Source organism: Actinomycetospora sp. CA-084318, from assembly GCF_050955885.1.
Lineage (GTDB): Bacteria > Actinomycetota > Actinomycetes > Mycobacteriales > Pseudonocardiaceae > Actinomycetospora.
The window spans coordinates 2,474,185-2,496,270 of record NZ_CP192098.1 but is presented as its reverse complement, the minus strand read 5'-3'; the positions used below and the strand labels follow the sequence as shown (position 1 = coordinate 2,496,270).

General features: G+C 74.4%; 22 protein-coding genes. 7 read left to right on the top strand and 15 right to left on the bottom strand.

Translation table 11 applies throughout. The features are described from left to right. Nucleotides 1-15: 15 nt before the first annotated feature. From ACQPYX_RS12190 to ACQPYX_RS12170, 5 genes are all read right to left on the bottom strand, one after another. Nucleotides 16-1,065: a glycine betaine ABC transporter substrate-binding protein gene (locus tag ACQPYX_RS12190; protein ID WP_433803176.1), complete on the bottom strand. Its 1,050-nt coding sequence runs from the start codon at nucleotides 1,063-1,065 to the stop codon at nucleotides 16-18. A gap of 66 nt (nucleotides 1,066-1,131) precedes the next feature. After that, the gene (locus ACQPYX_RS12185) at nucleotides 1,132-1,812 is read right to left on the bottom strand and encodes an ABC transporter permease (RefSeq protein WP_433803175.1); all 681 of its coding nucleotides are present in this window, start codon (nucleotides 1,810-1,812) and stop codon (nucleotides 1,132-1,134) included. A gap of 10 nt (nucleotides 1,813-1,822) precedes the next feature. Continuing rightward, nucleotides 1,823-2,527 (bottom strand): ABC transporter permease, encoded by a 705-nt coding sequence (locus tag ACQPYX_RS12180; protein WP_433803174.1) that lies wholly within the window; start codon nucleotides 2,525-2,527, stop codon nucleotides 1,823-1,825. After that, nucleotides 2,524-3,522 carry an ABC transporter ATP-binding protein gene (locus tag ACQPYX_RS12175; RefSeq protein ID WP_433803173.1) on the bottom strand — a complete coding sequence of 333 codons (999 nt, stop codon included), beginning with the start codon at nucleotides 3,520-3,522 and terminating at the stop codon, nucleotides 2,524-2,526. The genes ACQPYX_RS12180 and ACQPYX_RS12175 overlap by 4 nt, the downstream gene beginning before the upstream one ends. A gap of 214 nt (nucleotides 3,523-3,736) precedes the next feature. Beyond that, the gene (locus ACQPYX_RS12170; RefSeq protein WP_433803172.1) at nucleotides 3,737-4,627 is read right to left on the bottom strand and encodes an alpha/beta hydrolase family esterase; all 891 of its coding nucleotides are present in this window, start codon (nucleotides 4,625-4,627) and stop codon (nucleotides 3,737-3,739) included. 150 nt (nucleotides 4,628-4,777) lie between these two features. Here ACQPYX_RS12170 and ACQPYX_RS12165 point away from each other — a divergent pair, with 150 nt between their 5' ends. From ACQPYX_RS12165 to ACQPYX_RS12145, 5 genes are read left to right on the top strand one after another with little or no spacing between them, the layout of a single operon-like run. Then, complete coding sequence (locus tag ACQPYX_RS12165) at nucleotides 4,778-6,229, top strand: class I adenylate-forming enzyme family protein (RefSeq protein WP_433803171.1); 1,452 nt, start codon at nucleotides 4,778-4,780, stop codon at nucleotides 6,227-6,229. Beyond that, the gene (locus tag ACQPYX_RS12160; protein ID WP_433803170.1) at nucleotides 6,226-7,383 is read left to right on the top strand and encodes an acyltransferase; all 1,158 of its coding nucleotides are present in this window, start codon (nucleotides 6,226-6,228) and stop codon (nucleotides 7,381-7,383) included. Before ACQPYX_RS12165 ends, ACQPYX_RS12160 begins: the two co-directional genes overlap by 4 nt. Further along, nucleotides 7,302-8,075, top strand: coding sequence for a phosphosulfolactate synthase (locus tag ACQPYX_RS12155; RefSeq protein ID WP_433803169.1), 774 nt, complete (start codon nucleotides 7,302-7,304; stop codon nucleotides 8,073-8,075). The genes ACQPYX_RS12160 and ACQPYX_RS12155 overlap by 82 nt, the downstream gene beginning before the upstream one ends. Then, complete coding sequence (locus ACQPYX_RS12150; RefSeq protein WP_433803168.1) at nucleotides 8,075-8,473, top strand: VOC family protein; 399 nt, start codon at nucleotides 8,075-8,077, stop codon at nucleotides 8,471-8,473. The genes ACQPYX_RS12155 and ACQPYX_RS12150 overlap by 1 nt, the downstream gene beginning before the upstream one ends. Before the next feature lie 23 nt (nucleotides 8,474-8,496). After that, nucleotides 8,497-8,952 (top strand): protein-tyrosine phosphatase family protein, encoded by a 456-nt coding sequence (locus tag ACQPYX_RS12145; RefSeq protein ID WP_433803167.1) that lies wholly within the window; start codon nucleotides 8,497-8,499, stop codon nucleotides 8,950-8,952. On the opposite strand, the gene ACQPYX_RS12140 is transcribed toward ACQPYX_RS12145, so the two are convergent. From ACQPYX_RS12140 to ACQPYX_RS12105, 8 genes are all read right to left on the bottom strand, one after another. Then, the gene (locus ACQPYX_RS12140; RefSeq protein WP_433803166.1) at nucleotides 8,940-10,436 is read right to left on the bottom strand and encodes a CoA transferase; all 1,497 of its coding nucleotides are present in this window, start codon (nucleotides 10,434-10,436) and stop codon (nucleotides 8,940-8,942) included. The genes ACQPYX_RS12145 and ACQPYX_RS12140 overlap by 13 nt on opposite strands. A 56-nt stretch (nucleotides 10,437-10,492) precedes the next feature. Then, the gene (locus ACQPYX_RS12135; protein ID WP_433803165.1) at nucleotides 10,493-12,223 is read right to left on the bottom strand and encodes an acyclic terpene utilization AtuA family protein; all 1,731 of its coding nucleotides are present in this window, start codon (nucleotides 12,221-12,223) and stop codon (nucleotides 10,493-10,495) included. An 11-nt stretch (nucleotides 12,224-12,234) separates the two neighbouring features. Next, a complete protein-coding gene (locus ACQPYX_RS12130; protein WP_433803164.1) occupies nucleotides 12,235-12,825 on the bottom strand; it encodes a TetR/AcrR family transcriptional regulator in 591 nt (196 codons plus the stop codon). A 55-nt stretch (nucleotides 12,826-12,880) separates the two neighbouring features. After that, nucleotides 12,881-13,261, bottom strand: a complete 381-nt coding sequence (locus ACQPYX_RS12125; protein WP_433803163.1) for a hypothetical protein — start codon at nucleotides 13,259-13,261, stop codon at nucleotides 12,881-12,883. A gap of 124 nt (nucleotides 13,262-13,385) precedes the next feature. After that, nucleotides 13,386-13,904, bottom strand: a complete 519-nt coding sequence (locus ACQPYX_RS12120; protein ID WP_433803162.1) for a hypothetical protein — start codon at nucleotides 13,902-13,904, stop codon at nucleotides 13,386-13,388. Between the two features lie 51 nt (nucleotides 13,905-13,955). Continuing rightward, complete coding sequence (locus ACQPYX_RS12115) at nucleotides 13,956-15,041, bottom strand: LLM class flavin-dependent oxidoreductase (RefSeq protein ID WP_433803161.1); 1,086 nt, start codon at nucleotides 15,039-15,041, stop codon at nucleotides 13,956-13,958. Further along, entirely contained in the window at nucleotides 15,041-15,661 is a 621-nt protein-coding gene (locus ACQPYX_RS12110; RefSeq protein WP_433803160.1) for an isochorismatase family protein, read from the bottom strand. The genes ACQPYX_RS12115 and ACQPYX_RS12110 overlap by 1 nt, the downstream gene beginning before the upstream one ends. After that, complete coding sequence (locus tag ACQPYX_RS12105) at nucleotides 15,658-16,311, bottom strand: GntR family transcriptional regulator (RefSeq protein ID WP_433803159.1); 654 nt, start codon at nucleotides 16,309-16,311, stop codon at nucleotides 15,658-15,660. Before ACQPYX_RS12105 ends, ACQPYX_RS12110 begins: the two co-directional genes overlap by 4 nt. A gap of 97 nt (nucleotides 16,312-16,408) precedes the next feature. On the opposite strand from ACQPYX_RS12105, the gene ACQPYX_RS12100 reads away from it, so the two are divergent. Beyond that, nucleotides 16,409-17,305 (top strand): isocitrate lyase/PEP mutase family protein, encoded by an 897-nt coding sequence (locus ACQPYX_RS12100; RefSeq protein WP_433803158.1) that lies wholly within the window; start codon nucleotides 16,409-16,411, stop codon nucleotides 17,303-17,305. Between the two features lie 43 nt (nucleotides 17,306-17,348). Here the strand turns inward: ACQPYX_RS12100 and ACQPYX_RS12095 are convergent, their stop codons facing one another. After that, a complete protein-coding gene (locus ACQPYX_RS12095) occupies nucleotides 17,349-20,669 on the bottom strand; it encodes an arabinosyltransferase domain-containing protein (RefSeq protein WP_433803157.1) in 3,321 nt (1,106 codons plus the stop codon). 213 nt (nucleotides 20,670-20,882) lie between these two features. Next, on the bottom strand, nucleotides 20,883-21,398 hold the full coding sequence (locus ACQPYX_RS12090; protein ID WP_433803156.1) for a DUF305 domain-containing protein: 516 nt from the start codon (nucleotides 21,396-21,398) through the stop codon (nucleotides 20,883-20,885). A gap of 88 nt (nucleotides 21,399-21,486) precedes the next feature. On the opposite strand from ACQPYX_RS12090, the gene ACQPYX_RS12085 reads away from it, so the two are divergent. After that, nucleotides 21,487-22,029 carry an HdeD family acid-resistance protein gene (locus ACQPYX_RS12085; protein ID WP_433803155.1) on the top strand — a complete coding sequence of 181 codons (543 nt, stop codon included), beginning with the start codon at nucleotides 21,487-21,489 and terminating at the stop codon, nucleotides 22,027-22,029. Nucleotides 22,030-22,086: the final 57 nt, after the last annotated feature.

Sequence of the window (22,086 nt, the reverse complement as noted above, 5' to 3'; positions counted from 1 at the left end):
CCCGCGAGCCCGCCCCTACTTGTTCAGGCCGTTCGCCGCGAGGAACTGCGCGGCGACGTCGGCCGGCTGGGCACCGTGGCCCTGGACCGCCGAGTTCAGCGCCTGGATCGCCTGGGTCGAGAGCAGCGAGCTCACCCAGTTCAGGGTCTGCGTGAACTCCGGCCCCTCGGCCTGGACCACCGACTGCCTGACGACCGGCGCCACGTACTGGAACCCGAAGATCCCCTTGGGGTCGGTCAGGGCCGTGTACTTGTTCGACAGCAGCTGGTAGTCGGTGCTGAAGGCGTCCGCGGCCTGGGCGGTGCCCTGGTCGATCGCGGTGTACTGCGCCCCGGCCTGCACCGGGAGGTACCCCATCCCGGTCAGCCCGTACTGCTGCTGCATCCCGAGGAACCCGGTCTCGCGGGTCCTGAACTCGACCGGCCCCGCGATCGTCGCGCCCGCCCCGCCGGGCCCGACCTTGGTCAGGTCACCGACCGAGGACAGGCCGTGCTGCTGGGCGTACGCGTTCGGGACGATCACGGTGTCGACGTCCTGGAAGGGCGTCTGGAGCAGCACCGTGGACTGCCGCTGGGACTCCTCGAACTGCTGGGCCGCCCGGTAGGTCGCCGAGGCGCTCGTCGGGGCGTTCTCCTTCGCGACGCTGGTGACGATCTCGCCGAGGTACTCGGGGTACATCTCGATCTGGTTCGAGCTCAGGGCCGTGTCGATGAGCTCCGAGCCGCCGATGTTCGACTTGATCGACACCGCGTAGCCCTTGGCGGCCAGGGCCTGCCGGTAGAGCTCCCCGAGCACGAACTCCTCGGGGAAGTTCTTGTCGCCGATGACGATCGCGGGCTTGCCGGCCCCGGGCGTCCCCGCCGGCAGCTGGATCGTCCCGGGCATCGCGGTCACCGCGACCGCGTCGGCCGGCACGCTCGTGTTCGCGCTGCTCGGGGCCGTGCTCGACGCGGCGGAGGAACTGCTCCCGCCGCTGCCGCACGCCGCGAGGAGCACGGCGGCGGCCGCGGCGACCCCGACGAGGGGCAGTCGCCCGAGGCGCCGGCCGGTGGTCGTGGTGGACATGGGTGTCTCCTTCTCGATCCCCGCCACGGTCGGCGGTGTCGCTGGGGTGCCGGTCGGGCCGGCGCGTCAGGCGGGGGCCGGCACCGTCGTTCCGCGGGCCTGGGCGGCCACGAGGCGCAGGCCGGTGGGGGTGACGGCACGCTCCACGAGGCCGAGCAGGAGGTCCCCGACGAAGGCGAGGACCACCGAGACCGTCGCGGCCGCCATCACCCCGGCGTAGCCGTAGCCGGACTGGTCGTTGATGACGTCGCCGAGCGTGTCGGTCTGCCCGGCGAACACGGCCAGGTAGGCCGTGGCCACCACGTACACCCAGGACGTCCGGACGCCGGTCATGATCAGCGGCACCGACGACGGCAGCTCGACCCGCAGGAGGATCTGCGGCCCGGTCATGCCCATCCCCCGGGCGGCCTCGACCGTGCCCCGGTCGACCCCCTCGACGGCGGTGAAGGTGTTGGTCAGCACCAGCGGGAAGGCCAGCACCACGAGCGCGATGAGGATGTTGGTGAACCCGAAGCCGACGAAGGCGATGGCGATCGCGACGAGGGCCAGCGTGGGCAGCGACCGGAAGACGTTGGTCACCGTGACGACGGCGAACGAGAAGCGGTGCAGGTGCCCGATCCAGGCGCCGAGCGGGAGGGCGAGCACGACGGCGACGACGACGGCCACCACCGAGAGCACGACGTGTCCGAGGGTGATCCGCAGCAGCAGCCCGGCGTTGTCGCCGAAGAAGGAGAGGTAGCTCGTCATCGGTTCCTCCTCACCGCGCGGCCCGCAGCCACGGCGTGATCGCCCAGCGGATGCCGAGCACCACCACGTCGGCCACCAGGGCGAGCAGGATCGTCAGGACACCGGTGGCGACGAGCTCGGTGTCGAACAGGGTGTGGATGGCGTCGAAGATCGGTTTGCCGAGGCCGAGCGGCGCCACCGCGGCCGCCACCGTCGCCAGCGAGATGACCGTGACCGTGGCGACCCGGACGCCGGCCATGATCGACGGCAGCGCGAGCGGGAACCGGATGCGGAAGAGGATCTGGGCCGGGGTGAGGCCCATGCCCTCGGCCGCCTCGATCGCGCTGCGCGGCACGGTCCGCAGGCCGGTGAGGGCGTTGCGGAACAGCAGCAGCAGGGTGTAGCTCGTCAGCCCGATCTCGATCGTCGTCAGCGAGATCCCGGTGATCGGCACGAAGGCGATGAAGAACGCCAACGACGGGAACGTGTAGAGCAGCGTCGAGAGCCCGGTGAACCCGGCCGCGAACCAGTTGCGGGAGAAGGCGACGAGGGCGGCGGCCAGCGAGATCACCAGACCGAGGACCACCGCGATCAGCGTGATGTAGACGTGCTGGACGAGGGCGGGCGCGAGCACCGAGTTCCAGTTCCCGGTCACCCAGGACCAGCACAGCGGGTCGTCCGGGGAGCACTCGGTGCCCGAGAAGACCGGGATGACCTGCGCGGGTGCGCCGATCACACCGCGCTCCGGGTCACGGCGCCCTGCAGCTCGGCGAGCGTGACCCGCCCGAGCACGCGGTCGCCGTCGGTGACGCGCACCGAGTCGGTGCCCGCGGCGAACAGCGTCGAGAGCCCGATGCGCAGTGAGGCGTCGGCGTCCACGCTCGGCCCCTCCCCGTCGTCGGGGAGGACGTCCGGGGTGACGACGTCGCGCATCGTGCGCAGCGAGAGGCGCTTGAGCCCGCGGTCGGCACCGACGAAGTCGGCCACGTACTCGTCGGCGGGGTGGGCGAGCAGCTCGTCGGCGGTGCCGTACTGGGCGAGCACGCCGCCCTGGCGGAACACCGCGATCCGGTCGCCCATCTTGATCGCCTCGTCGATGTCGTGGGTGACGAACACGACCGTCTTGTCGATCTCGCTCTCGAGGTTGAGGAACTCGTCCTGGATCTCGGTGCGGGTGATCGGGTCGAGCGCGCCGAAGGGCTCGTCCATCAGCATCACGGGCGGGTCGACGGCGAGTGCCCGGGCCAGGCCGACGCGCTGCTGCTGGCCGCCGGAGAGCTGCGCGGGGTAGCGCTTCCCGAAGTCCCGGTCGAGGCGGACCAGGTCGAGCAGCTCGTCGGTGCGCGCCCGGATGCGGTCGCCCGACCAGCCGAGCAGGCCGGGGATGACGCCGATGTTGGCCGCCACCGTCATGTGCGGGAACAGGCCGACCTGCTGGATCACGTAGCCGATGTCGCGGCGCAGCGCGGTGACCTCGAGCGACCGGATGCTCCGCCCGCCGATGGTGATGTCGCCGGAGTCGACGTCGATGAGCCGGTTGATCAGCTTCATCGCCGTCGTCTTGCCACCGCCCGACGGGCCGACCAGACAGCAGGTCTCTCCCGCCGGCACGGTCAGCGACAGGTCGTCGATCGCGGGCGTGGCCTGTCCCGGATACCGCTTGGTGACGTGGTCGAACACGATGTCGGCCGGGGGCCGTTCGCGGGTGGTGGAGTCGCGGATAGCACTCACGGCTCGACGTCCTCGGGGCACGGCGCACTCCCTCCCCGGGAGTCGCCGCCCGGACACGATGATCGACGAATCGTCGTCCGCGCCCGTGAAGGCGTTGTCAAGAAAACAACCGCGGGGACCGCGGTCGCAGATCTCGTGATCTTTTCGTGATCACACGGGGGACGAATGCGGCACGGCGCCCGAACGGATTCCTGCGGTTCGCACGGAACAGTCCTCAGATGGCCGATCCCGCGAGGAATGCACTGATCACGTCCGCCATGGGCGGTCCGTCGCGTCCGGTGGGCCAGGAGTGCCCGTGCCCGGGATAGGTCCGGAGGACGACCCGGGTGCCCGCCGCGCACCGCCAGGTGGCGTCGGCGGCGGTCGGCGCCGGCGGGCACCGGTCCCGCTGCCGGAGCCAGGCGACGGCCTGGTCGACCGGCGGCTCGGGGGTGGCTCCCGACGAGCGGCCGCCGTAGGGCATGACGGTGTCGGCCGTGCCGGCGGCCAGGAGGTAGGACATCGGCCGCGGCGGGCGCGGCCCGGCACAGGGAGCGAGCGGCACGGCGCCGTAGGTGGCGAGCGCGACGAAGGGCCGGTCCGGGTCGCAGGTCAGGGCGTAGGCCAGCTTGCCGCCGTTGGAGTAGCCCACCAGCGCGATCCGCCGCGGGTCGATGTCGACGTGTTCGCGCACGTCAGCGACGGCGGCGTCCACGAACGCGGCGTCGTCGGGCCGCCGGAGCGCGGCCGGCCCGCAGCAGCCGTGCCCGGCGTTCCACGAGGCGCCGAGGCCCTCCGGGTAGAGCAGGACCGCCCGGCCGTGGGTCGCGAGGAACCCCAGCCCGCTGACCGTGACGGCCGCGCCCGGCGACTGCCCGCGCCCGTGCAGCACGACCACCAACGGGAGGACCCGGCGCTGCGGGGCGGCGGGCCGGACGAGCACCGAGGTCCGCCGGAGCCCGTCGACGACGACGCTGCGCGTGGCGAGCACGGTGCCGGTGGGCGCCACCAACGGCAGGTCCACCGCGGCCACTGCCGGCCCCGTGCTGACGACGGGTTCCACCGGCGGGGCGTGCGCCGGGACGAGCAGGACATAGCCGAGGAGTCCGGCGAGGAGAACGGTCACGAGGGCTGTCACCGCCCGTCCCGACCCCGCCCGACCCCGCATTCGGACCAGCCTAGGAGACCCGGGGAGTATTTCCGTGAATCGTCGACCTGAGGTTCCGTCCAGCGCGCGCACAGACCGGACACAGGAGTCGGGGCCACGGTCGGAGCGGTGAACGGAATCGCGGAACTGCTCTCGCGTGGAACGCGTCACCGCCCGGTCTTCCTCGCCGCCCGCGGCGGCGCCCGGCTCACCCACGGCGACCTGCGCACCGCCGCGGCGCTCTGGTGCGACGCGCTCGACGGCGCCGGGGTGGCGCCCGGGGCGCGCATCGCGGTCGCCGTCGCCGACCCCCTGACGTTCACCGCGGTCCACCTCGCGGTGCTCGCGGCCGGTCGGGTCTCGGTCCCGCTCGATCCCGGGGCGCCGGACCCGGAGCGGGCGCGGGCGATCCGGCGGACCCGACCGGCCCTGATGGTCACCGACCACACCCCGGACGACGCCGGGGGACCCCCCTCCGTCGTGGTCGACGCGGCGGGCCACCCCGGCGTCGTCCCGGCCCCGGGACCCCACCCGTCCGGCACGACCGGCGCCGCCACGCTCCTGGCGACCTCCGGCTCGACCGGCGAGCCGAAGGGGGTCCTGCTCACCGCCGACCGGCTCCGCCACGTCGCCCGCTCGGTCGCCGACCACCTCGCGCTGGGTCCCGCGGACCGCGGCTTCACCCCCCTGCCGCTGTTCCACGTCAACGCCCAGGTGGTCGGGCTGCTCGCCACCCTCACGGCGGGCGCCTCCCTCGTGCTGGACGACCGCTTCCACCGCACCGACTTCTGGGAGCGTGCCCGGGAGCACGACGTCACCTGGATCAACGCCGTCCCCGCCGTCCTCTCCGTGCTCGGGCGGGACACCGCGACACCCGTCCTGCCGCCGCGACTGCGCCTGGTGCGCTCGGCGTCGGCCCCGCTGCCCGCCGCCGTGCGCGCGGCCGTCGAGCGGCGGACGGGCGTCCGGGTCGTCGAGAGCTACGGCATGACCGAGGCCGCCAGCCAGATCACCGCCGCGCCGCTCGACGGGACCTGTCCCCCGGGCTCGGCGGGCCGACCCGCCGGCGCGGAGGTCTCCGTCCGCGACGCCGCGGGGCACGCCCTCGGACCGGGCGAGCGGGGGCGCGTGTGGATCCGCGGCGCCGGCGTGATCACCGGCTACCAGGACGGGCGGGCCGCGGAGCGGTTCGTCGCGGGCTGGCTCGACACCGGCGACGTCGGCCACCTCGACGACGCCGGGTTCCTGTTCCTCGCCGGACGCGACGACGACGTGATCAACCGCGGCGGCGAGCTGCTGCACCCCCGGGAGATCGAGGAGGTCCTCCTGGCCGACCCGCGGGTCGCCGAGGCGGTCGTCGTCGGCCGTCCCGACGAGATCCTCGGTGCCGTCCCCGTCGCCTGCGTGCGCACGACCGGCGCGGTCGACGGGCTGGCCGACGCCCTGCGCGCCCGGTGCCGCGCCGAGCTGACCCGCTGGAAGTGCCCGGTCGACGTCCGGGTGCTCGCCGACCTCCCCCGGGGCACCACCGGCAAGGTCCGCCGGGCCGCGGTCCGGGAGCTCGTGGCGGCCGGCGCGTGAGCGAGGCCGCGGACCGGGTCTGGCCGGCGGAGGTGATGCGGGTCCTGACCTTCGCGGCCGTCATCGCCGTGCACGCCACCGCGGTCGGCAACGCCGCGTCCAGCGTCGGCGCCGGGGCGGTGCTCGTGCTGCTGCACGCCACCCGCGAGGCCTTCTTCGTGCTCACGGCCTTCGTCCTGGTCCTGCGCTGGGCCGACCGACCGCTCCCCTACCGCGCGTTCGTCCGCCGCCGGTTCCTGCTCATCGGGGTGCCGTACCTCGTCTGGTCGCTGCTCTACGCCGGGCTGTTCGGCGACGACCTGCGCACCACGGCGCTCGCCGTGCTCACCGGCACCGCCGAGTACCACCTCTACTTCCTGCTGGTCTCCCTGCAGTTCGCCGTCCTGTTCCCCCTGCTGCGCGCGCTGCTCGCCCGCACCCACGGCCACCACGGCCTGCTCGCCGTGGGCACGGCCGCGGTGCAGCTCGGGATCGACGCCCTGCTGCACGCCCACCCCGCCGCCCAGAGCCGGGCCGGCGTGCTCGCCCCGACCTACGTGGCCTGGTTCGTCGTCGGCGGCCTGCTCGCCCTGCACCGCGACACCGTGCGGCGCGCGCTCGCCGGCCGTGGCGCCCTCGTCGCCCTCGGGGTCCTGACGACGGGCGGGCTCACCGAGGCGACCTACCTCCTCTCGGTCCGGGGCGGCACGGCACCGGCCCTCGCGGACGACGTGTTCCACCCCGTCGTCGCGCTCTGGTCCGCCGCCGCCGTCGCGGGGATGTGGACCCTCGGCGAGGTGTGGGCCGCCCGCGCCGGCGGGGTCCCGGCCGGACGCGGGGCCGCCGCCGTCCGCTACGGGTCCGACCAGTCGTTCGGGGTGTTCCTCGCCCACCCGATGCTCATGTACCTCGCCACCATCGTCGCGTCCGCGGCCCTGCTGCGCGACCTGCCCGGCCCCGTCGTCGCCGTCGTGCTCTACGTCGTCGGCGCGGTCGGCTCCCTGATCGTCGTCGCGATCGCCCGCCGCACGCCGGCGAGCCTCGCGCTGACCGGCAAGCCCCGTCGTCATGCCCGTCCCCCGAGGAGGAACCGATGCTCGCCGACTCGCCCTACGCCCCGCCCGGCCTCCCGGCCCGCCCGACGAAGCCCCGCCCGCGCGGCCGCACGATGGTGATCGACACCGGGACGCCCACGCGGGCGTTCGAGGACCTCGTCGACAGTCACGGCGACCTCGTCGACGCGGTCAAGTTCGGCTGGGGCACCGGCCTGGTCACCCGCGACATCAAGACCAAGATCGACATCTGTCACAGCGCCGGGATCGACGCCTACTTCGGCGGGACGCTGTTCGAGCGGTACGTGGCCGGCGACGCGGTGCCCGACTGGGTGGCGCTGCAGCGCGCGACCGGGATGACGACCGTGGAGATCTCCGACGGCACCGTCCTGATGACCGCGACCGAGAAGTCCGGCTGGATCCGGCGGATGGCCGACGAGTTCACCGTGATCAGCGAGGTCGGGTTCAAGGACGGCGGCCGCTCGATGGCGCTGACACCCGCCGACTGGGCGTGGTCGGTGCGCTCCGACCTCGCCGCCGGCGCCACCACGGTGACGCTGGAGGCCCGCGAGAGCGGCCGCAGCGGGTTCTGCACCGGGGACGGCACCCCCCGGGAGGAGGTGCTCGACGCCCTCGCCGGGTGCGGCGCCCCGCCCGAGCGGCTGCTGTTCGAGGCGCCGACGCGGCCCCTGCAGGCGCACCTGCTGCGCCGGTTCGGTCCCGCGGTCAACCTCGGCAACGTGGCGACCGCCGACGTCGTCGGGCTGGAGACGCTGCGGCTCGGGCTGCGCGCCGACACCTTCGGCGGCGTCTGATGCGCGAGAACCGAGACGCCTTCCACCTCGCGATCCCGGCGCGCGACCTCGACGAGGCGCAGGAGTTCTACGTCGGCGGCCTGGGGTGCAGGCTCGCCCGCCGCTACGCCGACCGGATCACCCTGGACTTCTTCGGCGACCAGGTGGTCTGCCACCTCTCCGACGCGTGGGACCGCGACCCCGGCCTCTACCCGCGCCATTTCGGGGTGACCTTCCGCGAGCGGGACGACTGGGACCGCCTGCTCGCCCTCGTCGAGAAGCGGAAGCTCCCGCTGTTCGCCGAGCCGTCGCACCGCTTCGAGGGGCTCGTCGAGGAGCACCGCACGGTCGTCGTGGCCGACCCCTCGAACAACCTGCTGGAGTTCAAGCACTACGACGATCCGCGGATGATGTACTGACCTCGCCCGGGTACACCCCCCGCGTGAGCTCTGATCCACTCGAGGGTTACGTCCCCGCCCACCTCCGCGACGACCGCCCCGACGAGACGCCGGCGTGGCCGGCCGACGAGGTGGTGCCCGGCCTCTGGCAGTCCGGGCACCCCAGCCCCGGCGAGCCCTGGGACGCGGTGTTCGACCTCTCGGGCGAGGAACCGCCGCTGGAGGACGTCGAGTTCTACGTGCACTGGCTCATCGAGGACGGCCCCAAGCCCGACCGCGACACCCTGATCGCCCTCGCCGACCTGGTCCGCTCGATGCACGCGAGCGGCAAGCGGGTGCTCATCCACTGCGCGGCCGGGATGAACCGCTCCGGGCTGCTCTCGGCGACCGCGCTGATCCGGGAGGGCTACACGGTCGACGACGCGATCGCCGCCGTCCGCGAGGCCCGTCCCGGGGCGCTGAACAACCCGGAGTTCCTGGAGATGCTCTACGAACTCTGACGCCACGCGAGCGGCGCGGACCCGCGGGCGTCCAGCACCGGGTCGTAGGCACCGGGCGTCACCGACATGTCGACCTGGTCGGTGACGCCCTGGTACTCGCCCAGCGGCGTCGTCGCGGTGAACGTCTCCGGGTCCAGGTACTCGTGCTCCCCCGCGGTCCCGGCCACGCCGTGCGCCCACTCCCGGTCGAAGACCCCCAGCGAGAGGATCCACAGGGCCACCCGGGTCAGCGACACGTGCACGTGCCACGACCCGCCCTCGTCCGCCCGGCGGCGCAACGCCGCGGCCACCCCGGCCTGCGCGAGCCACGGGACGATGTAGTCGTTCACCACCATGATCGGCGGCAGCCGCGGCCGGTCGGTCGAGCCCTCGAGCAGCATCATCCCGGTGACCGACCCGGCGGACTGGTCGAACCCGGGCCGCCCGGCCCACGGACCGGTCAGCCCGTGCAGCGACACCGACACGTAGATCAGCCCCGGCCGCTCGGCACACGCCTCGGCCGGCGTCAGGCCGATCTCGGACAGGAACTGCTGACGGCGGTTGTGGAAGAACACGTCCGCCCCGGAGAGCAGCCGCGAGAGCTCGACTCGGTCGGCCCGCGGGTCCAGCCACGCCGACCGCATCCCGACGTTCGCCGACGCGTACGTCGACTCGTGCTCCCCCTCGCTCGGGCGCCACAGGTTCAGCACGTCCGCACCGTGCAGCGCGAACGACCGCCCGAACCCCGCCCCGGCGATCACGTGCCCCATCCCCAGCGTCCGCAGGCCGTCGAAGGGCCCGTTCCCGACGACGGGGAGGGGCTGCGGGTCCGCGTCGCCCACCTTCGTCAGCTCGATCAGCGGCAGCTCGGCCAGGTGCGGGTACTGCTCGGAGGCCAGGAACTCGGGGACGGTCCGCAGCATCGGCATGACGACGCCCGCCTCGGCCGCCGCGGCCTCCAGTTCCGGCGCGGTCCACGACGCGATCGCGTCCCGCACCCGGTGCTTGGTGAGCGGGACCCCGAGCAGCTCCTGGGCGCGTTCCCGCAGGCCGGGGTACATGTTCTGCGGCATCACCCAGCGGTCGTCGGCGCAGCGGAAGAAGGAGAACGCCATCGCGTTGCCGCGCTCGAGCGACGAGCCGACCGGGTACCGGCCGAGCCGCTCCCAGCGCCGGTCGTAGAAGGGGCACAGCCGGTGCGGCGCGCGGCGCAGGTCGACGTGCACGTCCTGGCCCGGGCCGCCGCGCCACCGGTGCACGGCCGCGGCCGCGACCGACTTGGCCAGCAGCCCGATCGTCGCCGCGCCACCGATCCGCATCGGGGAGGGCACCACCGGGTCCGCACCCGTCGTCGTGATCGCCCCGCCCGCGTCCGCGGCCGAGAGCCCGACCCCGCCGAGCACCGTCTCCAGCTCGCCGAGCAGGTCGAACGGCTCGTCGGCGGCGAGGGGGTGCGCCCAGGCCCGCTCCAGCCGCTCCGTGAGGGGAGACTCCGCCCCCTCCACCCCCGTGAGGGGACCCCTCACGGCGTCGGGACGGGCGGATGTTCCCCTCACGTCGGTCACAGCAGCTCCTCGGGGATGTCGACGTGCCGGGCACGGAGGAACTCCGCGACGGCCTTGCCCGCGATGTCCGGCCGCCCGTTGGACGACGCGCCCTTGCCCAGGATCCCGTGGATCACCAGGTGCACGGCCCGCAGGCCGGGGAACTCGTGCCGCTCGATGCGGGCGTCGGGGTACACCTCGGCGATCCAGTCGGCGCTGATCGCGGCCCGCAGCCAGGCCCACGCCGTGTCGGAGCTCCCGCGCGGCCAGAACCCGACGTTCGAGTTCCCGCCCTTGTCCCCGCAGCGCCCGTGCGCGACGAGCCCGAGCGGCGCCCGCCGCGTCGTCGGGAAGGTTCCCGACGACGCCGGCACCGACGCCGGCTGGCCGTGGAACTCCGCGCGGACCGGGGTGTCCTTCACCGGCAGACGCGACCCGTCGGCGAGGACCACCTCGTGGTGCAGCGCCTCGGTGGGCACGAGCGTCGGCCAGTACTCGACGACGGGGTTCGCCACCCGCAGCGGGTTGACGTAGAGCCCCGGGTAGCCGGGCAGGAACAGCCCGGTCAGCGGCGCGATGAAGCGCTCCGCGCCGACCTGGCGCCGGTCCTGCGACTGCGCGGTCACGAGGATCTGCTGCGCGGCCTCCCACTGGTCGCGCGGGTCCTCGACGGGCGTGCCGATCCGGTCGATCCGCAGCAGCGAGAGGTCGAGCCCCGCGGTGATCCGGTCGACGTGCGTGCGCAGCAGCGCGGCCTTCGCCTCGAGGTCGAGCCCGGTGGCGTAGAACGACACGCTCGACTCGAACCCGCCGGGCGCGGTGATCGCGAGCTTCGTCGTCGGGCTCGGCGGGGTTCCGCGGGCACCGCTCAGCAGCACCCGGTCCGGCGCCTCCTGCGTGACGGTGACGTCGGCGAGGTCGACGGTGACGTCGGGGTTGAGGTAGATCGGGCCCTGGATCTCGTAGAGCAGCTGCGCGGTGACCGTGTCGGTGGTGACGGTGCCGCCCGCGGCCTCGTGCTTGGTGATCACGGCGGTGCCGTCGGCGGCGATCTCGGCGATCGGGTAGCCGAGGTCGTCGACCCGCGGCACCGCGGTGAAGCCGGAGAAGTTCCCGCCGGTGGCCTGCGGGCCGCACTCGATCACGTGCGCCGCGGCGACCGCGCCGGCCAGGGCGTCCCAGTCCTCGAGGCCCCAGCCGTGCCACCACGCCGCCACGCCCGTCGTCAGGGAGGCGTCGGTGACGCGGCCGGTGATCACGACGTCGGCACCCGCGCCGAGCGCCGCGGTGATCCCCCAGCCGCCGAGGTAGGCGTTGGCGGTGCCGGGATCGTGCCCCCAGTCGCCGAGCGGGCGCCCGTCGTCGAGATGGGGCAGCGCCCCGAACCCGTCGAGCCGCGCGAGAACGTCGTCACCCTCCACGTGCGCGACGACGAGGCCGTGGCCGGCCTCCGCGATCACCCGCCGGCACTCGTCGGCGAGGCCGGCCGGGTTCAGCCCGCCCGCGTCGACGACGAGCTTCGCCCCGCGCTCGACGAGCAGGTCCACGGCGTCGGTGAACTGGGCGAGGAAGCTCCGCGCGTAGCCCAGGGACGGGTCCTTGGTGCGCTCGAGCGCGAGCTGGCGCAGCGTCGGCTCGGCGAGGTAGTCCCCCGTGACGACGTCGACCGGCCCCGCGAGCGCGTCGCGCAGCCCGGAGAACCGGTCCCACAACCACCCGGCACAGTTAGCGATGCGAACGGCCGCCATGGGTGATCACCCTAGCGCTGCGGGACCAACCCGTCCGGGGTCGGAAGCTCACCGAGGCGCAGGACGAGCGCGAACCGACGACGCAGGGCGTCGACGTCCATCGGGCGCAGCCGCTGCTGGAACCCGATGAGGGCGTCGATGGCCAGCTCGGCGAGCTCGTCGTCCTCGTCGTCGGGGCGCAGCGTGCGGACACACGCGGCCACGACGTCGCGGCGGGCGTCGTCGACGCGGCGCTGCACCCGGGCGACCCGGGCGTCGACGTGGGCCCACGCGCGGATCGCGGCCTCGGCCTCGTGCGGGAAGGTCAGCGCGAGGTGGGTGAGCAGCCCGAGCCGCTCCCCCGCGTCGGCTTCCCGGGAGGCCGCCTCGACCAGCCGGGCGGTCTCGGTGGTCTCCCAGTGCTCGAGCAGTGCGACGACGAAGCCGTCCCAGCCGTCGAAGTGGTGGTAGAACGACCCGGTCGTCACGCCGACCGCGCGACACAGCGGCGCGAGCTTCAGGCCGGCGCGGGCCGCGGTGTCGTGGCCCGTCCCGTCGTCGTGCGCGTCGGCCAGCAGCCCGAGCGCAGCGTCGAAGAACGCCTCCCGTGTCGCCGACCCCATGGATACATCCTGGCACGGCGCCCGATGCGTCGACGAGCACGGGGGCGGGAACGGATCAGACGGTCAGACCGTCCGTGTACAGCGATGATGCTGCGCGCAACCACATCGCGCGCCGCTCGTGGACGTCCGGTTCCGGATAGCGCTCGCACGTGTGCGACCGGCCGCCCGCATCCTCCGAGGGCCCCCACACCTCGACGTACTCGAACGGCCGCGCCGGCACCGTCGCCAGCCCGATCCCGCCGTCGGGACCGTTGCCTGCGACCAGGGCGTGGGCGATGACCACCGCGTCGTCGTGCGACGGGCAGAAGGCCACCGTGTGCCAGCCGGCCTGCTCGTCCGAGGGCGGGGGCGGCGGCTGCCAGCCGCGCACCTCCCAGCAGTGCGCCGGCGGCGCCGGCACCACGTGCTTGCGGTCGGACATCGGGCGCTCGGACATGGCACACGCTCCCCGGAGCAGCGGTTCGTCCCCCTGGAATACACCCCGCGGACACGTCCCGGCCACGGGACGTTCCACGCCATCCGCCCAGGTCAGTGCGTATGGGACGGAGATCCGCGGAACATCACCCGGCTGCGCCCCACCGCCACGCGGCGGCGTCGACGACGTCGAGCCCGAGGCCCTCGGCGAGCTCTCGCACCGGCTCGCTCGCGGCGACCACGAGGGCCATCCAGACCGGGTAGCGCTCCCGCTGGCGCAGCGCGACCTGCTCCTGCCCGGCGATCAGCAGGCCCGGCAGCGGCGGCCGGCACCAGCAGCGGGACAGGTCCGGGGTCGGGGCGTCCGGGTCGTGCGGGCAGTGCACGAGGGTGTCGAACGGGTTGCCCGCCCGCTCGTGGATCGTCCACAGCAGGCGGACCGCCACGTCCTCGCCCAGCTCCCCGCGGGCGACGGCGGGGAGGTGGGCGAAGCCGACGGCCCGCCCACCCCCCGCCTTCCACAGCCGCAGCCGCTCCACCGCGTCGAGGTGGACCTCGACGTCGAGCGGGCCCCGGTACGGCCGACCGAGGTCGGCCTCGGTCCGGCGGACCGCGTCGAGCTCGACGAAGAGCATCGGCACCTGCGGGGCGGAGAGCACGCTCATAGGTGCCTCCGGCCTGTGAGTACTAATCCGTGTCCAGGCACGGAAAAGTACTCACACGGCGGACGCCACCTCCTGCGCGGCGTCGCGCAGCAACGGCTTGACCCGCTCGCCGAACTTCGTGACGCCGTCGACGAAGTCCGGCCACGTGAGCAGCGCGCCGGTGATCCCGGTGGTCACCGCGATCTCGTCGAGCTGCGCGGCGACCCGCTCGTAGGAGCCCTTGATCACCGGCAACGACAGGAACGCCATGTTCCCCTCCGCCGCCGGCCGCTCCAGCGACGCGAGCAGCTGCGCCGAGGTCCCGTCGGGGTTCGTGTCCAGCGAGGCGCCCGTCGTCATGTAGCTGATGGCCTCGAGGTCGGCGTTCGCGACGATGTGGTCGCAGAGCGCGTCCGCGGCCTCGTCGGTCTCCTCGGCGATGATGCAGTAGAGCGCGAAGGTGCCGACGTCGCGGCCCTCGCCCGCGCTGAGGTCGCGCACCCCGCTCGCGATGTCCCCGACCTTGGAGCGCTCGGCCATGATGAAGTTGCGGTCGCCGTGCTTCGCGGTGAACGCCTGGCCGGCGGGCGACTGGCCCGCACACACCACGGTCGGCGTGTGCAGCGGCTTCGGGCGCATGTCGGCCTCGTCGAAGTCGAAGAACTCGCCGTGGAAGGTCGTCGGTCCCTCGCTCCACAGCGCCCGCAGCACCTGGACGTACTCCGCGGCGTACTCGTAGCGGCGGTTGAAGTACTCGTCGCCGGGCCACAGCCCCATCTGCGTGTACTCCGGCTTGTTCCAGCCGGTGACGATGTTGAGCCCGCAGCGCCCGCCGGAGATCTCGTCGATCGTCGCGACCATCCGCGCCGCCATGATCGGGTGCGTCGCGAGCGTCGTCACCGACGGGTAGAGCCCGATCCGCTCGGTCACCGCGGCGAGCCCGCCGAAGAGCGTGAACGACTCCAGGCACTCCCCCCAGAAGTCGCTCGGCCCGCCCGAGCCCCGGTGCTTCATCATCGAGAGCACGAAGTCCAGGCCCTGCTTCTCGGCCTCCTGCGTGATCGCGACGTTGTGCGCGAAGCTCGGCCGGTACTGCGGGCTGCCCGTGGAGAGGATGTAGCCGTTGGTGGCGTTGGGGATGAAGACGCCGTACTGCATCAGGTTCGACCTCCGAGGTGGGTGAGGGCGTCCGCGAGTCCGACCACGTCGGCGTACTTCGCGTCCAGGTCGGCCAGGTTGTTCTCGTGGAGCGGCTCGCTCCGGTCGCCGCAGGCCTCGCGCACGACGACGGGCCGGAACCCCTGCGCCAGCGCGTCGGTCGCCGTGGCGCGCACGCAGCCCGAGGTCGAGACCCCCGCGACGACGACGGTGTCCACCCCGCGCGCCCGCAGGCTCCCGGCCAGCGAGGTCCCGGCGAACGCGGAGGCGTGCTGCTTGACCACCAGGGCGTCGTCGACCGCGGGCGCCAGCGAGAGCTCGCCCCACCCGCCGTCGGCGCCCTCGGCGAAGCACGCGAGCGCCGGCACCTTGGCCGGGAAGAACCCGCCGTCCGCGAGGTCCGGCGCGTAGCGGACCACCGTCCAGACGACGGGGACCGCGGCGGCCCGCGCGCCGGCGAGCAGGTCCGCGGTGGCGGCGAGCACCCGGTCCTCCTGCCCGTCGAGGAAGAACGGCCCGCCGGGGGCGGTGTAGGCGCGGACGAGGTCGACCACGACGACGGCGGGGCTCGACCCCCACCCGACGCGGCCGGCGAAGTTCGAGCCGTGCGGATTGCTCATGCGGTCCTCACCATCACGGCGCGGGCGTTGCGGAGGTGGCTGCGCATCACGGCGCTCGCCCAGTCGGCGTCGGCGACCCGGAGGGCCGCCACGATCTCGGCGTGGTGGGCGAGGCTGCGGGCCAGCGACGCCGGGTCGTAGGAGTGGAAGGTGCGCAGCACCACCGACAGGTGGACCACACCGGCCAGGGCGGTCGAGAGCGCGGGCGACGCGGCCGCCTCGAGCAGGCGCGCGTGGAAGTCACGGTTGAGCCCGACCAGCGCGTCGAGGTCCTGCTCCGGACCGGGGGCGCCGATCGCGAGCATCCGCGTGGCGAGGTCGTCGAGGGCGTCCAGGTCCTCCGCCGTCACCCGGGACGCCGCCCGCCCGGTCGCCCGCGGCTCGAGGGCGGACCGGACGTCGAAGATGGCGTCGAGGTCGTCGGCCGAGACGCTGACCACCCGCGCCCCGCGGTGCGGCAGCACCTCCACCAGACCCTCGGCGGCGAGCCGGGACAGCGCCTCGCGGACGGGCGTGCGGGAGACACCCAGCCGCTCGGCGAGCTCGACCTCGCCGAGGCGGGCACCGGGCGGGAGCGCGCCGCGCAGGATCTCCTCGCGCAACGCGAGGTGCGCCCGCTCGCTCGCGCGGGCCGCCAAGGTCGTCGCCATCACACCTCCCGCTCCGCGTTGTGTGCAACGTAGGGTGACTCCCGCCGGAAAGCCAGGAGAACTTCGGCGGTTGTACACAAACCTGGAGGGACCGACCATGGCCGACCTGCTCAGCCACCCCACCGGCCGCCGCGCGCGGCTGCGCGAGCTGCTGGCGTCCGACCGGCCGGTCGTCGCGCCCGGTGCCTACGACGCGCTCACCGCGCGGCTGGTGGAGCAGGCCGGGTTCGACGTCGTCTACATGACCGGCTTCGGGACGACCGCGTCGCTGCTCGGCCGCCCCGACGTCGGGCTCCTCGGACAGGCCGAGATGGTGGACAACGCGCGACGGATGGCGTCCGTCGTCGACGTCCCGCTCATCGCCGACGCCGACACCGGCTACGGCAACCCGATCAACGTCATCCGCACCGTGCGTGAGTACGAGCAGGCCGGCGTCGCCGCGCTGCACCTCGAGGACCAGGTGATGCCGAAGAAGTGCGGCCACCTGGCGGGCAAGGAGGTCGTCCCGCTGGAGGAGATGACCGCCAAGATCCGGGCCGCCGTCGACGCCCGCACCGACCCCGACCTCGTCCTCATCGCCCGCACCGACGCCGCCCAGATGCAGGGGGTCGACGCGGCGATCGACCGCGCGCGGGCGTTCGCCGACGCCGGCGCGGACGTGCTGTTCGTCGAGGCGCCGACCTCGGGCGACGAGCTGGAGAAGGTCGCCTCGGAGCTGGCCGGGCACACGTTGCTGTTCAACGGCGCCGAGGGCGGCCGCACGCCGCTGCCCCCGCTGTCGCGGCTGACCGAGCTCGGGTTCTCCCTCGTGCTCTACCCGGTGTCGACGCTGCTCGCGGCCGCCTCGGGCGTGCGGCAGATGCTGGGGCACCTCACCGAGCACGGCTCCCCCACCGGCGCGCTCGAGCAGCTCGACGTGTCCGGGCTCGACCAGTTCACCGAGATCGTCGGGATCACCGAGGTGCGGGAGCTGGAGGTGCGATACCGCTCGTGAGTACTCATCCGTGCCCCAGCACGGATGAGTACTCACAGGCGCGTCAGCGCACCTCCGGCGGCGGGTCGCCCGCGGTGCCCGGGAGGGTCCGGGTGTCGCGGGTGACCAGGTAGCGGTCGGTCTCCAGGTCGCCGAGGTCCGGCACGAGGACCCGGCCCCAGCGCCGGGCGGGCTCGTCGGGCAGCCGCGTGTCCAGCTCCCGGAGCGACCCGACCGCCACGAGCCCGGCGAAGCTGCCCCCGGAGTCCTGCCCGGTGAACAGGCCGTCGGTCCCGCCGGTCCAGCGTTCCGGGACGATGTCGCCGGGCGGGCTGGGGTTGGTGGTGCGCTCGCCGGGCACCGGGTCGTACGGCGCGGTCGGCGCGGTGACGACCACCCCCGGGGTCTGCGCGACCCCGCCCGTGACCCGGGGCAGCTCCCCCGCACACGGCCACGCGAAGGCGACCGCCCAGTCGACGAGCACCGGGCCGCGGTCGGCGAGCCAGCGGTCGAGCGGCTCCGGTTCGACGACCCGGGGGCCGGTGAAGGCGATCCAGCCGCCGGTGTCGGTGCGGTCGTCGGTCGCGCGCAGCCGCACCCGGTCGGCCTCCGCGGGCACGTCGCCCGCCGGGAGGGTGACGGTCCGCCACCGGTCGCGCCGGGCGGCGTCGTCCTGCCGCCGCTCCTGCTCGGCGCTGCCCGCGTAGCCGCGGTAGCCGCGGTCGGGCTCCGGGTCCTCGACGACCGCCCGTTCTCCGACCACGCGGTCCCCCCGCCCGAACTCCCACGTCAGCGAGGCGCCGTCCGCGGTCCGGCCGGCGACGCCGACGGCCAGCTCCTGGTCGGGGGTGGGGCGGGTCAGCCCGAACCACGCGGTGGTCATCTCCCCGACCGACCCGTCACCGTCGGCGCGACTCCCCCACGTGAAGCGGCCGTCGCGGGTGTCGGTCGTACCGTCGGTCCCGTCCGTCTGGTCCGGGCGCAGCGGAGGCGGATCGACCGCCCCGCCGTCGGCGACGAAGCCCGACATCGTCGCGGTCGACCCGCGGACCGGCGTGAGCGGCCCGGCCGGGACGGTCCGCAGCACCTCGACGCGGTCCTGCAGCCCGCACGCCCCCGGCGCCCCGGCCAGCTCGGCCCGGGTCTGCGCGGCGAGCGACCAGCGGTCCCCGCGGTCGGCGGCCGCGGCGAAGGTCGACCCGAGCAGCAGCACCGACACGGTCACGACGACGACGGCGGTCGCGGCCGGGACCAGCGGGGCGGCGGCGAGGACCGCGGCGAGCAGCGGCGGCCCGTCGTCGGGGACCCGCCGCCGGCGCACCACGACGACGGCCGGCGCCGCAGCCACCGCGGCGACCAGGATCCAGACGGCGACCGCGTCGAACGGGCGCTGCGGTCCCGTCGACCCGGGCATGCCGAAGCCGGAGTAGGCCCACCAGGCGTTCGGCCCGGCGAAGGCGAAGGCGGCGCCGAGCGCGAGCAGCAGGGTCGCGACCCCGGCGGTCGCCGCGACCACGGGGTCGCGCCGCCGGCTCGCCCGCCCGAGGGCGACGACGGCGGCGACGATCCCGATGGCGCCGAACCCGGCGAGCGCGCCGTAGTGGTGCGACCACTTCGAGGGCGTCACGGCGAGCAGCCCGAACCCCGTCGGCAGCAGGCCGAGGAGCAGGACCGACTCCCGCCCGAGGACACCCACGCCGGTTCCGGTCCGCTCGCCGCCGGAGCCGCGCGCCAGCAGCACCAGCCCGGTCCCCGCGAGCACCAGCCCGACCACCACCGGCACCCGCTTGGCCGCGGCGCCCCAGGAGTCCTCGCCGAACAGGTAGCCGTAGCGCAGCCACTCCGCGTACCAGGGCTGGTTCGGGCCGATCTGCCGGTGGATCTCGGTGGCGACCTCGAACCCGTGCCAGGACTGCTGCGCGAACACCACCACGAGGGCGACGGCCGCGAGACCGGCGACCACCGCCACGTGCGCCGCGGGCAGGACGACGCGCGTCACCCGGGCGAGGGTGCCGTCCTCGCGCGGACCGGGGCCGAGCGCGCGCAGCACCCGCGGCAGGCAGAGCAGGACCGGCGCCGCCGTCATCAGCCCGGAGGGGGCGACGGTGACCGTGAGGCCCGCGGCGAGGGCGGCGACGGCGATCAGGACGACGGGTCGGCCGGCGGCCGGGCGGACGGCCCGGAGCACCAGGGCGGTGACGACCACCGTCCCGAGCGCGACCAGCGGCTCCGGACGGGCGCCGAGGTCGTAGGGCAGCCACCACACCGCGAACGCCACGGCGGCGAGCACCCGCACCGCGAGACTGCGTCCAGCGGGGCCGAGCGCGGGCCGCAGGACCCCGCGGGTGAGCACCACCCAGGTCAGCAGCCCGGCGAGCACGCTCGGCGTCCGCAGCGCGAGCGGACCGATCCCGTCGTCGAGGACGGTCGCGAGCAGGCGCTGGTTGGTCGCGAAAGGGACCTCGGAGGCGTTGGACCAGCGGTAGTAGTTGCCGACGTCGCCGTCGCCGATCTGGCGGGCGATGACCGCGGCGAACCCGTCGTCGTCGGTCAGCGGGCCGACGATCGACCACCAGGACAGGCCGAGGGCGACGGCGGCGTCGACCGCGAGCCGGGCGAGCACCCGGGGTCGGGCGAGGGCGCGGCGGGCGGCCGCCCGGACCCGTCGTCGGGACCGGCGCCAGGTGGTGCGGGCGAGCGCGAGGCCGCGGACCGAGGCGAGTTCCCGGAGGGTGCGGGAGGGGCCCGCCGGGGCGAGGGCGCCCGCGACGACGACCAGCAGCAGGCCGACGAGCGCGAGCTGGGGTTGGGCCGTGAGCAGGGCCGACTTGTCCGCGGCGGGCGCGTTGTCGAACCACGCCGGGGTGCGGGCCGTGAGGGCGAGGCCGGTGGCGTCGCGACCCGTGAGGTCGGTCGTGGCGGCGAAGACCTCGGGGACGGGGTCGCCGGGGACCGTCGCCGCGACCCGGTCGCCGACGGTCACGGTCAGGCCGGCGCCGTCGGCGACGATCGTGAGCCCGCAGTCCTCGTCGGGCACCTCCACCGGGACCACCCGCCCGGCGGAGATCACCTGCAGCACGGTCGGGCCGTCCCCGGCGCCGGGCCGGGTGCGCACGGCGAGCGCCTCCCCGGGGGCACCGACCGTGGTCGCGACGACCGTCGTCTCCGCGGTCCGGGCCCGCGCCGCGCGCACGGCGTCGCACGGGACCGTGACCTGCAGTGCCGCCGGGCGGTACGGGACGAGGAAGAGCGTCGTCGGGACGGGGGCCGCTCCCGGCCGCGGCCAGGTCACCGTCGAGGTCGACGACTCGACCGGTGCCCCGGGCACCGCGAGGGCCACGACGACCGCCGCGATCCCGCTGACCAGGGCGACCAGCGCCGCCACGAGCCGCAGGACCGGTCGTCGGGACGCCCGGTCGGGAGCGGACGGCGCCCCGGCCGGGGGCTGCTCCTCGACCAGCGGCGTCCGGATCCGCTCGGTCGGCGACGTGGTCGTCAGCGGGAGGCTCCCCGGGGGTGCGGACGGCGGTGTCTGATCACCCCACCTCCGTACGCAACGACCGGTGCGGTTCGGCGGGTGATGCCGCCGATCAGGTGATCACACGGTCGCGAGGGCCGTCCGCATCCGGTCGATCTCGGCCTGCTGGGACAGCGTCAGGGTGCGGGCGAACTCGGTGAGCGCGCCGCCCGGGTAGGCGCGCGCCATCGCGATCGCGCCCTCGTGGTGGGCGATCATGGTCTGCAGCCAGCGGCGGTCGAAGTCGGCGCCGCTCGTGCTCCGCAGACCCTGGAGCGTCGCGGCGTCGGCCATGCCCGGCATGTCGTGCTGCATCGGCATCGGCGCGGCGCCGCCGCGCAGGTTGAGGAAGCCCTGCATCTGCCCGATCTCCTCGACCTGCTCGCGGTCGATGCGGAACGCGAGGTCGGAGACGGTCGGATCGGTGGTCCGCCCGGCCACCAGCGCCGAGAGTTCGAGGGCCTGCTGGTGGTGCGGGATCATCATCGCCGCGAACTCGACGTCGGGGCTGGTCCCGGCGGCCGGGGCGGGCGCGGCGGGAGCCGCCGCGCACCCCGCCGTCAGGAGGGCGACGAGGACGAGGAGGGCGCGGAGCACGGCTGCCCACCCTGCCCCATCGCGTGTTGGCGCGCCGTACACCCGACGGTGCTGGTCAGCGGGCCGCGGAACGGGTAGGCAACGGGTCGTGACCTCCTCGATCGACATGCGCCAGGTGTCCAAGCGCTGGGGCTGGATCCTCGCCGACGGCATCCTCGGGGTGATCGTCGGCCTGATCGCCCTCGTGTTCCCCATCGCCACCGTGCTGGTGCTGGCGATCTTCCTCGGGATCGGCCTGCTGATCTCCGGGATCATCGAGGCGACCGTCGCGCTCCGCGTGCAGCACGGCGCGCCCGGCCGCTGGTGGGTGGTGATCTTCGGCGTCATCACCGCCCTGGCCGGCATCCTCGTGATCTTCTTCCCGGGCACGGGCGTGACGATCATGGTGGTCGGCCTGCTGCTGTGGTTCCTCTTCGCCGGGATCAACGACCTCTTCGTCGCCGCCCGGTCGAAGGAGCACCGCGGGTGGAACATCGGCATGGGCGTGCTCGCCCTGCTCGCCGCGGTGATCCTGCTCTTCTCCCCCGGTGCGGCCGTGGGCACGATCGCGCTGCTCGCCGGCTTCGGGTTCCTGCTGCGCGGCGCCTCCGAGATCGGGCTCGCGCTGAGCCTGCGCCGCGCGTCGCGCTGAGCCGGCTTCCGGAACGAGCGAACGGCACTCTCGCGCACATAGAAGCTGCGAGAGTGC